This window comes from Mesorhizobium sp. CO1-1-8 (assembly GCF_020164875.1).
Classification (GTDB): domain Bacteria; phylum Pseudomonadota; class Alphaproteobacteria; order Rhizobiales; family Rhizobiaceae; genus Mesorhizobium.
On sequence record NZ_JAIUGZ010000002.1, the window covers coordinates 51772 to 62267 of the forward strand.

Here is a 10496-nt window from a genome sequence, read left to right on the forward strand (position 1 = left end):
AATGATCGGGTCCCCTCAGCCTGGTCCAGCCCGCGCGTGCCTGTCCGGCAAGCGCGGGCTTTCCGTATGGCGACTGTGATGTTTGAGATGCGAGAGGGAACAACAAACCCGTTCGGCAGTTCGGCGGGCAGGAGGAACAAAATGCAATACGCCGAAGAAATCGCGCTCAGGCGCGTGAAAATGTTGGTCGAACAATATGTCGTCGCCAGGAGCAGGAGATATGATTTCGTCTCGACGGAACTTGCCTGCAAGGCCATTCGCCAGGTCGTGCGAAGCCCGATCGAAGACGCCGAACTGGACCATTTGCTGGCCAGAAGCGCGGTCAAACAAGGGCTCTCGGTGCGGTTCGACCGGATAGGTCATTGGCAGGCGGCTTCGCCCGGACTCAGCCAGGAGAAATCAGCATGAGAACAGTGTTATTGATGTCAGCGGCATTGCTCGCCTTGGCGGGGTGCAACGACAATGCCGATCCAGCCAAGTCCAAGACGGATACTACGAACAGCCAACCGGTCGACAAGAATCCCACGACGGACACCAACCCGACACCGCAGACCAGCACCGGCGGCGATCAGCAAGGCACGCAGCCAGCCCAGCCAGCATCTCCCAAGCCAAGTGGCGGCTAGGCCTATGGAGCGACGCAACGCGATAATCTCGCTGGTGATAGCCGCAGTCATCATTGTCGGTTTCGTCGTCGGCTTTTTCTACGTTGATATGGGCTGGCACACCTCGCCGCTGAAACGCGCGCCTGAACAGAACCAGGGTGGCAACGCCCCGGCGGATACCTCACCAGCCGCGGGCGTCCAGAAGAATCCCAAGGAAAACACCGAAATGCCGGGGCAACAGTGATCGACGGCCGGCAGCAACAGGAGAGGGCGACCTCGCGGTGACGCTGCCGGACTGGGATCAACACAGCACCGATCTGGAGTGTGGACGATGGGCATCCTTTCCGACCTCGACAAGAAGCTGACGGACAATATGTACGAGCATGGCAGCGAACTCACTGACGCGGTTTCGGATCTGCCGGAAGCAGTCGTGGAAGCGGTCGAACGGCTGATGTTTTTCATCCAGCCCGACGCGCGCGACACCGTCAGAAGTCAGGTTCTCGGCCTCGTTCACGAATACAGAATCCGAGACGCTTCGAGCGGGGATCGCCCCGACTGAGCTTCAGCAACAATCGAAAGCCGATTTGACCGCCTCGTGCGCGGATCGGGAGCCGGTTGTTGACGGACCCGACGAGCGCTCTAGATCAGATTCACGCCGTGTTGGGTCGGGGAGACTATTCTGTGGCGCACCAAACGCCGGATTTGATCGTTAGACGCCGCTATCTCAGGCTCGACTGTTTGCTGCTTTTGCTGATGTTGTCGGCATGCTCATCTTCGGATCGGATCGAGCAGCAATCACGAACTGCGGCCTCCGCATCGCAGACCGTGTTGATGGCGCTGGACGCTTGGGCGGCAGGGGCGGCGCCGACTGTATACACGATGGATACGCTGCAATCGATCGGCCAGACGCTTGCAGATATCGGGGCGCAAATCCGGTCCGCCGAAACCAGTGAACCCACCGAGCAAGCTTCCCTTACAAAAGCAGTCAACGATCTGTCGGTCGCGGTGGCGCGCGCCGAGGCCGGATTGCGGGCAGATGACCGGCCGGAAGTTCAGAACGCGCAACAGGATCTACGGCTGGCGTCGCGTTCGCTCGCTACCGCCTACGCCAAGTATTTCGCGCCGAAGCCATGAAGAAGCTCATGGAAATATCCCTCGGCGTCGTCACCAGCGTCGGCGGCTTCCTCGAAGTTGGGTCCATGGCGACGGCGGCGCAGGCGGGCGCGATGTTTGGCTTCCAATTGATCTGGGCGGTGGTGCTCGGCACCATCTGCATCATCTTCCTTGTCGAAATGTCCGGCCGGTTCGCGGCTGTGAGCCATCACACGATCTCCGACGGCATCCGCGAGAGATTCGGCTTCAACGTCTTTCTATGGCCGTTGCTTGCCGCCCTGCTGGTCAATTTCCTGGTGCTGTCCGCCGAGATCGGCGGCGTTGCCATTGCGCTCGAATTTACCACCGGCGTAGGCTTCCAGTGGTGGGCACTGCCGGTGGCTTTGCTGGCATGGCTGCTGCTCTGGAAAGGCACGTTCGGCTTCATCGAGAAGGGCGTATCGATTCTGGGTCTGGTGACGCTGTGTTTCGTCGTCGGAGCGGTGATGCTGAGGCCCGATTGGACGGGAGTCGCAAGGGGCGCCGTGCCTTCGCTGCCAGTTCACGATGCCGCCAATTACTGGTTCATGGCGGTCAGCATTCTCGGCGCTTCGATATCGCCCTACCTCTTCATGTTCTATTCCTCGGGGGCCATCGAGGACCGGTGGGACAAAAGCTATCTCGGAGCCAATCGGGCCATAGCGGGGTTGGGCATGACCTTCGGGGGCACCATCTCGATCGGCGTGTTGATCGTAGCGGCTCTCGTGCTCGCCACGCATGGCGTCACGCAGGTGGACGACTATCACCAGTTGCCGTTGATGCTGATCCCCATATTCGGCTTCTGGGGCTTCGTGCTGTTTGTTGCCTCTCTCGCCATCGCCTGCTTCGGCGCCGCACTAGAGGTCGGGTTGCAACAGGCCTATCTTGTAGCCCAGGGTTTCGGCTGGAATTGGGGCGAGGATCGTAAGCCGCGCGACGATCCGGGTTTCAGCGCCACCTACACGATATCATTGCTTTTGGCGGCTATTCCCATCGCGCTTGGTCTCGATCCGCTGAGGGTCACCATCTTTTCCATGGCACTGACGGCAGCCAGCCTGCCGCTGACGGTGGTTCCATTCCTGTTTCTGCTGAACGACGAACGCTATGTCGGTGAGCATCGCAACGGCATCATCTCGAATGCCGCGGTCATCCTCATCATCGCGCTTGGCTTCGTGCTGGCCGTGGTGACCATCCCGCTGCAGATATTCGGAGGCACATGATGAAGTTACTGCGTGATCTCCTGGACAAGCAGGTGGTCGACCGCGAGCAGGTCAAGATCGGCAAGGTCGACGGGTTGGTGGCGGAGTTGCGGCCTGGCAAGCCGCCTCGGATCATTGCGATCGAGCTCGGCTCCATCACCCTGGCGCGTCGCCTCGGCGCACGGCCTGGGCGCTGGATGGCGCGGCTCGCGGTCAAGCTGGGCGGCAAGCAGCATGGTGAGCCCCATCGGATCGCCTGGCACAAGGTGAAAGATATCGGCGTCGATATCGAGTTCGACATCGACGTGCGAGAAACGTCGATCTTCGCCTGGCAGGACTGGTTGCGCGACCATGTCATCGGGCGCATTCCGGGAGCTTGACGATGACCACGGTCAAACTCGAGCATCTGGCAGGGCGACGCGTACTCTCGCAGCGCGGCAAGAATGTCGGTTATATCGAGGAGATCCACGCCGAACGGGATGGTGAGGATTTCGTCGTCACCGAATTCCATGTCGGGGTCTACGCTGCTTTCGAGCGTCTTTCGGCCTCGGCCATGGGCGTGGCGGTGCTGGATCTTTTCCGATTGCGCCGCCGCGACGGTCTATACCGCATCCCTTGGGACAAGCTCGACATCTCCGATCCCGCGCGACCGCGGCTGCTGTGCCCGATGACCGAACTCTCAGGCATGAAGGGCGCCCCAGACATCCAGGAATAGGTTGTGGGTGCTGCATTGCAAGACCATTCTCAGCGCAGCATGCTTGCCGCCAGGAAGACCACGGCTGCTGTCAAAACGACAGCTGCAATCACCAACACCGGCCAGTTGCCGCCAGGCCGCAGTTCCGGCTCGCCTTCGACCGGGCGCATGGCATCGGCAAAGCTGGCATCGTTTTCGAATTTTGGGTGACTGCGCAGCGGACTTGTTTCAGCGACCGGAGTTTGTGTGTCCGCGGCCTCTGCATCTGTCTCAAGCGGGGCAATGGCGGGATCGAACCCCGGAGTCTTGTCCTGCGTAACTCCTGCCTGAACTTCGCCTCTGGCCGCGGCAGGCGTGAAACCTGAAACCTTAGCCATAATCTCTCCCCTTCGAACCGATCTCGGCAGAGTCGCACTTGCAGGCGCCGACGGAACCAAACTTGCGTGCACTAAGGCGACCCACCACGGTCAGACTTGCTCGCTCAGCAGAATCCTGGCGTCCTTGGCTGCAACGATGAACGCCTGTCGTGCGGCCCTTGTCGGCTTTTCGCCTCGCATGACGGCAAGGCACGCTCTGATCGCGGCAAGACGCCTCTCGGATGTCGGCTTTGGCCAGTCCCGCAGCAGCACTTCGGCTGCGTCCGACACCGAAACCACAACCCTGTCGCGGTCTATCCGGCCGGGTTGAATGATAATCGGCTTTCTGAAATGTCCAGTACGCACATGCCTCTCCAGCGGGATGCACTCTATTCGACACGTCGCTGCAAGACTGCGCGTCGCGACGCGTTTAACTCCGCACTCGTCGATTTGTTCCAGAGCACCTGGCATTTGAAACAACTGGCCGATGGCCATCCGTGCGCCCTGTCCCCAAGACTTACAGCAGATCCTTGCGAAGGAAGATGCGTGCGTGCCCTGGAATTCCGAATTCGACTTTGCCGAATTCCTCGAAACCATGGCGCATGTAGAATAGCGGTGCCTGGAAACTACTCGTCTCCACGACGGCCTTCTTACAGCCGCGCCGGATGGCTTCTTCCTCGATCGTCCTGAGAAGTTGTGAGCCAAAGGATTGGCCACGCAACTGCTCAGGCAGGAAAAACATATCGAGAAATAGGAGCCCGAGTTCCGTTCTGCCCCAAAGCCCGCCCCAGGTCTTTCCTGACTGGCCGCAAAGCTCCGCTCCGATAGCAGCTCGGTCGTCGATCCCGGTCTGTGCGATGTTGTATTGATAGAGCGCTGCGGCGGCCTGCGCTCTGGCATCTCCACTGTGGGACAGAGCGATTTTAAATCCCTCGGCTCGGGAAGACATGAGTTCCACTCCTGGCTGGGTAAGACACGAGATTAACCGACAAAGGCGCGTCCATCTTCTTGTTGAGGCTGGCCGCATCGAGGTCTGGCCATTCGACCCGCCGATTACCCGACAGCTGATCCTCGCGACCTCGTCGCAGCGACCAATGTCCTCGAACTTCGCCCACTCTTCCGTGCGGTGCGCACGGAACTGCGAGACATCATTTCCACCCATATCTGGAAGCCGACAACTTATCCTGAATGAGTGTGCGAAAAGGATGCATGGCCCCAAGTCGGCTGGCGGTTTGCGCGCCCAAGGCTGGGTGCGAGCTCCGGTCTGGGCTAGCCGACCACATAAGTTTATTCGTTTTTGACCAATACGCGCGGGCGGATTCCTGTAATCTTCAGAAAAACACCGGGCTAACCGGGCCAACCAGAAAGGTCGGGGAATGAAATACGTCGTCGATACGATCGGCGGTCCCGCAGGCGGTGATGCCTGGCAAGCCGCTGTTACCGAAGCCTATTTTCCGCTCGACACCGAGTATCGGAACCGTCGCGAGTTTTCAGGCACGCTGGAAACCTTCTCTCTCGGGCTCGTCAGCGTGTCTAAAATGCGCTGCGATGCCGTGAGCTATCGCCGCCATCGCCGCCACTTCCTCAACGAGCGTGACGCCAGCCTGCTCATCACCATCCCGGAGATGTCGGAGGTGAACTTTTCGCAAGGATCGAGAACCGTCAGTTGCAGTCCGGGGGGCTTCCTCGTTGAGAGGGGAGATGCGCCTTACGAATTCTGGCACGGTAAGCCAAACGCGCTGTGGGTCCTGAAGGTGCCGTCATCGAGCGTTCGGGCGCGGATCGGGTCTGCCGAACGGCTCAGTGCACTCAGTTTCGATGCAACCCAAGGCGTCGCCGCGCTCTTCCTCGACACGGTGCGAACCACGATCGGCCATGTCGATGAGATCACTGAAGTCGCTCGCGAGATGATGGGCAGGCACATCCTGGAAATGCTGTGCCTGTCGATCGTGAGTGACGATCGCGTGCTTGACAGCAGCATCTCGTCGATCCGGGCCGGCCATTTGCATCGCGCCGAGCAGTATATTCGCGACAACCTGAAGAATTCCGACCTCGGCCCGCAGGCGGTGGCTGATGCCTGCGGCATCTCCCTGCGTTACCTGCAGGTTCTTTTTCAGGACAGCAACCAGTCCATCAACGGCTTCATCCGCGACGCCCGGCTTGAACTTTGCGCCGAGGAGCTGATGTCGGTGACCAACATCAGCAGCGTAGCTGAGATCGCTTACCGCTGGGGCTTCGCCGACCAGTCCCAGTTCTGCAAGCACTACCGGACCCGGTTCGGCTGCGCACCGACGGATACCCGTCGCGAAGCAGCGAACCGGGCAGGCGGCTCTTCGGCCTCGCGAGAGCGCCACTAGACCCGACGAAATCCGGGCCAATTCCACCATTCATTGCGACGTCTCCCCGGCAAGGGGCGACGAAGGCGGGGCTTTGCCCGCAAGACCTGCGAAGGAACTGTCATGAGCCGAATCAGAGTTGCCGTCGATGTCGGAGGGACCTTCACCGACATCTGCATCATGGACGAAGATAGCGGAGCGATCCGCATCGAAAAGACTGCCTCCACGCCTGACGATCCCATGCAGGCCATCATGAATGGCGTGGAGCAGGGGCGCATCGATCTTTCGGAAGTGACGATGTTCTCTCACGGTACGACGGTCGCCACCAATGCGCTGATCACCCGCCGCCTGCCGCGCACCGCAATGGTCTGCAGCGAGGGTTTTCGTGACGTTGTAGAGATCCGCCGCGCCAACAAGGAAGATCTCTGGGACACCTACAAGGATGTCGCCAAGCCCTATATCCCGCGCCGCGACCGGCTGACCGTTCGGGAACGGGTCAGTGCCGAGGGCACGATCCTGGAAGCGTTGGACGAAGAGGCCGCGCGCCGTGCCGCCGAGATTCTCAGGAAACGACAGGTCAAGTCGATCGCCGTCTGCTTCATGAACTCCTATGTCAACGGCGCCAACGAGCGCCGCATGCGTGAGATACTGAAGGAGGCAATGCCGGATCTGCCGGTCTCGATCTCCTCGGAGGTGATGCCAGAAATCTTCGAGCATGAACGTTTTTCCACCACGATGGCGAACGCCGTCTGTGCCCCGGTTGTCGTCGATTACGTGTCGCGTCTTGGAGAAAAGCTCGCGGCCGCCGGATACAAACGAGATCTCCTGTTGCTGCACAGCGGTGGCGGGGTCATGACGCCCGCGAGCGTCAAGGATTTCTCGGCTCGGCTCGCGGGATCCGGCATCGCCGCCGGCGCGATCGCAAGCCGCTTCATCGGAAATCTCTGTGGCTTCCCGAACTCGATCGGCTTCGACATGGGCGGTACCAGCACCGACGTCTCGCTGGCCTGGAACGGGGAGTCGCGCATCACAAAAGACTGGTACATCGAATTCGGATATCCGATACGCTTCCCCTCCATCGAGGTGCTGACCATCGGTGCGGGCGGCGGGTCGTTGGCATGGCAGGACGAGGGCGGCAGCTTGCGCAACGGACCGCAATCCGCCGGCGCCTTTCCAGGTCCGGCCTGCTACAAGAATGGCAACCGCATTGCCACCAATACCGATGCCAATGTCGTGCTCGGCCGTCTCGGCACCAGCCTTGCGGGCGGCAAGATCACGCTCGACCCCGCTCTGGCCACCCAGGCGGTTCAGGAGACGGTGGCGGAACCTTTCGGCATGGAACTCCACCAGGCGGCCGAGGCGATCATCGCCGTCGCCAACGCCAATATGGGCAATGCCGTCCGGCTTCTCTCCATCAGCCGGGGCTATGACCCGCGCGACTTTGCACTGGTCGCATTCGGCGGTGCTGGCGCTTTGCACGGAGCGGCCGTGGCCAAGGAGCTGTCGATTCCAACCGTGATCGTGCCGCCCAATCCCGGCGTCACCTCCGCGCTCGGTTGCCTTCTCGTCGACGTGCAACACGATTTCTCCGAAAGCTTCATGGCCGATGCTTCGACTGTCTCGCCCGCCGAAATGCAGACAGCCTTTGTTCTGATGGAAGAACAGGCGGTTGAGCGTCTGGCCCATGAGGGCGTGGCGCAGGAAGACATGGCGCTGCAGCGTACGGTCGAGATGATGTACCAGGGCCAGTGGCGCTCGCTTGCGGTGTCGGCGCCGGCGCGCATCGAGAACATCTGCTCGCTTATCGAGGCGTTCCACAACGAGCACGAACGCGAGTTCAACTACCGCCGCGAAGAGGCGCCGGTGTCGATCTTCCGCATCGCGGTCAAGGCGATCGGCATCGTCCCGAAAGCCGAGATACCGCGGCATGAAGTCCTGCCTCATGTGCCCGAGCCCCTCGGACGCCGCGGCGTCTGGTTCGACGGCATATCTCATGACGCGGCTGTCTATGAACGCGACCAACTCAGCGCCGGCGCTGCCTTTACAGGACCCGCCATCGTCGAACAGTTCGATTCCACCACCTTGGTCCCGCCGGGAATGAGCGCGACCGTCGACGGCTTCCTGAACATTCTCATCGTGACGAAAGGCTGAGACATGACAAAGCTGATTGAAACGAGCCCTGGCCTCGATCCGGTAACGTTCGAGGTGCTGAAGAACTCCTTCATCACCACCGTCGACCAGATGGCCGAACAGATGCTTCGCACCTGCTATTCCTTCGTCATCTACAACCGAGACTTTTCGAACGCCCTGCACGACGCCGATGGCAACTCCGTTGCCCAGGGCAACTACGACATCGCCGTCCATGTCGGCACACTGCACAACACGTGCAAGGAGGTGATCCGGGTCTTCGAAGGCGATATGGCACCTGGCGACGTCTACGCAATCAACGATCCCTATGCCGGCGGCACGCATTTCAGCGATGTTCGACTCGTCCGGCCGATCTTCGACGAAGACAAGCTGATCGGCTTCTCACAGTCGAACGGCCACTGGTCGGATCTTGGCGGCTCGGTGCCGGGTTCCTTCGACGTCACCGCCCGCGACATGTTCCGCGAAGGCCTGCGCATCACGCCGCTGCGCCTTTTCCAGCGCGGCCGCTTCTGCTCCGACGTCGCCAACATGATCGCGGCCAACACGCGCGATCCCGCATCGATCATTGGCGACATCCATTCCCAGGCGCAGGCGACGCAGGCCGCCGAGCGCGAGCTGTTGCGGCTGGTCAAGAAGTACGGCCGCGGCCAGGTCATGCGCGGTATGGAGGAGGTCCAGGACTACGTCGAACGTGCCGTGCGAAAGCGTCTCGCGGAGCTGCCCGACGGCACCTGGGAGACGGTCGACTACATTGACCGGGATCTCGGCGCCGGCGAAGGCATGATCCCGATCCGCATCAAGATGACGATCAAGGGCGACACGATCCACTACGATTTTACGGGAAGCCATTCGACCATCGCCTCGATGTACAATTCCGCGCCGGGCGCGACCTTCTCGGCCGTGGTCGCCGGTATGAAGACCTTCTTCCCGGACCTCCCGCTCAACAGCGGGTTTTACCGGATGATCGAGGTGACCGCGCCGAAGAACAGCATCGTCAGCGCGGAATGGCCGGTGGCGGTAACCGGGTTCCTGATGCCGTTCGAAAAGATCATGAACGCGATCTTCGAGATGTGGTCGAAGATCATGCCCGAACGCGCTATCGCCTGCGCTTTCAACCTCGAATATCTGCTGGCCGGGGGACGGGACGCGCGCAAACCCGAAAAGCCGATCTTCATGTTCTACGAATGGCTGCCCGGCGGCTGGGGCGGGCGCAACGGCAAGGATGGTGCCGATGTCACCACCGCCTGCTTCGGAACCGGGCTGATGTCGCAACCCAACGAAGGCAACGAGCGGGTCAATCCCACTCGGACGCTCGAGTTCCAGATCAAGCAGGATTCGGCCGGGCCCGGCAAATGGCGGGGCGGCGTCGGCGTGCAGAAGACCTCGTTGCTGCTTGAGGCTGAAAATGCCGTCATGTCCTATATTTGCGACCGCGAGCGTGCTGTCGTCTGGGGTGTCGAAGGAGGCCTGCCGTCGATGCCCCACGGCTTGACCATGAAGCGCGCCGGAGAAGAGACCGAGATCTGGCTCGGCTCCGTATTCTCCGATTACTCTGTCCACACAGGCGACCAGTTCGCTCGTCCGACGGCCGGCGGCGGCGGTTTCGGCGATCCACTGCAGCGCGAGCCCCGCAAGGTGATGGAGGACGTGATCGACGACTACGTTTCCCTGGAGCGTGCCAGGACTGACTACGGCGTGGTGATCCGCGAAATCGACCGCGACCTTTGCCAGTACGAAATCGACGAGACGGCGACCGAAGCCTGCCGTGCCGACATCCGGGCGAAACGGAAGGGCTGGGCACGCATGGATCCCGAGGAGGTCGCGCGCAAATACCGCTCCGGCGAGATCGATACGCTCGATGCGGTTCGGCAGTATGCCGTGATCCTCGACTGGCAGACTGGCGAACTGCTTCCCAGAACCACCGCCCAGTTCCGGGAGAGTTTTGAGAAACGGACCGTCGCCCACTGGGTCTGAGCGCTAACGAGCGCGCCGCAATCTTGCGGCGCTCGCGGGATGCCTAAGTTATCTGT

14 protein-coding genes are annotated in these 10496 nt (G+C 61.0%); 11 read left to right on the plus strand and 3 right to left on the minus strand.

From position 1 onward, the window contains the following. Positions 1 to 66: 66 nt before the first annotated feature. From LB558_RS03670 to LB558_RS03705, 8 genes are all read left to right on the plus strand, one after another. On the plus strand, positions 67 to 408 hold the full coding sequence (locus tag LB558_RS03670; RefSeq protein ID WP_224696272.1) for a hypothetical protein: 342 nt from the start codon (positions 67 to 69) through the stop codon (positions 406 to 408). Next, entirely contained in the window at positions 405 to 623 is a 219-nt protein-coding gene (locus LB558_RS03675; protein WP_224696273.1) for a hypothetical protein, read from the plus strand. Before LB558_RS03670 ends, LB558_RS03675 begins: the two co-directional genes overlap by 4 nt. A gap of 4 nt (positions 624 to 627) precedes the next feature. Beyond that, positions 628 to 846 (plus strand): hypothetical protein, encoded by a 219-nt coding sequence (locus LB558_RS03680; protein ID WP_224696274.1) that lies wholly within the window; start codon positions 628 to 630, stop codon positions 844 to 846. Positions 847 to 933: 87 nt separating this feature from the next. Further along, complete coding sequence (locus tag LB558_RS03685; protein WP_224696275.1) at positions 934 to 1161, plus strand: hypothetical protein; 228 nt, start codon at positions 934 to 936, stop codon at positions 1159 to 1161. A 122-nt stretch (positions 1162 to 1283) separates the two neighbouring features. Continuing rightward, positions 1284 to 1736, plus strand: coding sequence for a hypothetical protein (locus LB558_RS03690; protein WP_224696276.1), 453 nt, complete (start codon positions 1284 to 1286; stop codon positions 1734 to 1736). Further along, positions 1733 to 2953, plus strand: coding sequence for an NRAMP family divalent metal transporter (locus tag LB558_RS03695; RefSeq protein ID WP_318011606.1), 1221 nt, complete (start codon positions 1733 to 1735; stop codon positions 2951 to 2953). Before LB558_RS03690 ends, LB558_RS03695 begins: the two co-directional genes overlap by 4 nt. Further along, positions 2953 to 3312, plus strand: coding sequence for a hypothetical protein (locus LB558_RS03700; RefSeq protein WP_224696278.1), 360 nt, complete (start codon positions 2953 to 2955; stop codon positions 3310 to 3312). Before LB558_RS03695 ends, LB558_RS03700 begins: the two co-directional genes overlap by 1 nt. A gap of 2 nt (positions 3313 to 3314) precedes the next feature. Then, the gene (locus LB558_RS03705) at positions 3315 to 3647 is read left to right on the plus strand and encodes a hypothetical protein (protein ID WP_224696279.1); all 333 of its coding nucleotides are present in this window, start codon (positions 3315 to 3317) and stop codon (positions 3645 to 3647) included. Between the two features lie 29 nt (positions 3648 to 3676). On the opposite strand, the gene LB558_RS03710 is transcribed toward LB558_RS03705, so the two are convergent. The 3 genes from LB558_RS03710 to LB558_RS03720 form a co-directional block, all read right to left on the minus strand. Next, entirely contained in the window at positions 3677 to 4003 is a 327-nt protein-coding gene (locus LB558_RS03710) for a hypothetical protein (protein ID WP_224696280.1), read from the minus strand. A 90-nt stretch (positions 4004 to 4093) separates the two neighbouring features. Next, positions 4094 to 4477, minus strand: coding sequence for a DUF982 domain-containing protein (locus LB558_RS03715; RefSeq protein ID WP_224696281.1), 384 nt, complete (start codon positions 4475 to 4477; stop codon positions 4094 to 4096). 22 nt (positions 4478 to 4499) lie between these two features. Beyond that, on the minus strand, positions 4500 to 4931 hold the full coding sequence (locus LB558_RS03720; protein WP_224696282.1) for a GNAT family N-acetyltransferase: 432 nt from the start codon (positions 4929 to 4931) through the stop codon (positions 4500 to 4502). Positions 4932 to 5358: 427 nt separating this feature from the next. Here LB558_RS03720 and LB558_RS03725 point away from each other — a divergent pair, with 427 nt between their 5' ends. The 3 genes from LB558_RS03725 to LB558_RS03735 all read left to right on the plus strand — a co-directional run bounded on the left by LB558_RS03725 (position 5359) and on the right by LB558_RS03735 (position 10440). Next, a complete protein-coding gene (locus LB558_RS03725; protein ID WP_127255018.1) occupies positions 5359 to 6339 on the plus strand; it encodes a helix-turn-helix domain-containing protein in 981 nt (326 codons plus the stop codon). A 102-nt stretch (positions 6340 to 6441) separates the two neighbouring features. Next, on the plus strand, positions 6442 to 8469 hold the full coding sequence (locus LB558_RS03730) for a hydantoinase/oxoprolinase family protein (RefSeq protein ID WP_224696283.1): 2028 nt from the start codon (positions 6442 to 6444) through the stop codon (positions 8467 to 8469). Positions 8470 to 8472: 3 nt separating this feature from the next. Further along, positions 8473 to 10440, plus strand: coding sequence for a hydantoinase B/oxoprolinase family protein (locus LB558_RS03735; RefSeq protein ID WP_224696284.1), 1968 nt, complete (start codon positions 8473 to 8475; stop codon positions 10438 to 10440). Positions 10441 to 10496 lie beyond the last annotated feature (56 nt).

Bases quoted from the DNA above. Each gene is read 5' to 3' on its own strand.
- LB558_RS03670 (WP_224696272.1), top strand. From the start codon at position 67: ATGGCGACTGTGATGTTTGAGATGCGAGAGGGAACAACAAACCCGTTC.
- LB558_RS03675 (WP_224696273.1), top strand. From the start codon at position 405: ATGAGAACAGTGTTATTGATGTCAGCGGCATTGCTCGCCTTGGCGGGG.
- LB558_RS03680 (WP_224696274.1), top strand. From the start codon at position 628: ATGGAGCGACGCAACGCGATAATCTCGCTGGTGATAGCCGCAGTCATC.
- LB558_RS03685 (WP_224696275.1), top strand. From the start codon at position 934: ATGGGCATCCTTTCCGACCTCGACAAGAAGCTGACGGACAATATGTAC.
- LB558_RS03695 (WP_318011606.1), top strand. From the start codon at position 1,733: ATGAAGAAGCTCATGGAAATATCCCTCGGCGTCGTCACCAGCGTCGGC.
- LB558_RS03700 (WP_224696278.1), top strand. From the start codon at position 2,953: ATGAAGTTACTGCGTGATCTCCTGGACAAGCAGGTGGTCGACCGCGAG.
- LB558_RS03705 (WP_224696279.1), top strand. From the start codon at position 3,315: ATGACCACGGTCAAACTCGAGCATCTGGCAGGGCGACGCGTACTCTCG.
- LB558_RS03710 (WP_224696280.1), bottom strand. From the start codon at position 4,003: ATGGCTAAGGTTTCAGGTTTCACGCCTGCCGCGGCCAGAGGCGAAGTT.
- LB558_RS03715 (WP_224696281.1), bottom strand. From the start codon at position 4,477: ATGGCCATCGGCCAGTTGTTTCAAATGCCAGGTGCTCTGGAACAAATC.
- LB558_RS03720 (WP_224696282.1), bottom strand. From the start codon at position 4,931: ATGTCTTCCCGAGCCGAGGGATTTAAAATCGCTCTGTCCCACAGTGGA.
- LB558_RS03725 (WP_127255018.1), top strand. From the start codon at position 5,359: ATGAAATACGTCGTCGATACGATCGGCGGTCCCGCAGGCGGTGATGCC.
- LB558_RS03730 (WP_224696283.1), top strand. From the start codon at position 6,442: ATGAGCCGAATCAGAGTTGCCGTCGATGTCGGAGGGACCTTCACCGAC.
- LB558_RS03735 (WP_224696284.1), top strand. From the start codon at position 8,473: ATGACAAAGCTGATTGAAACGAGCCCTGGCCTCGATCCGGTAACGTTC.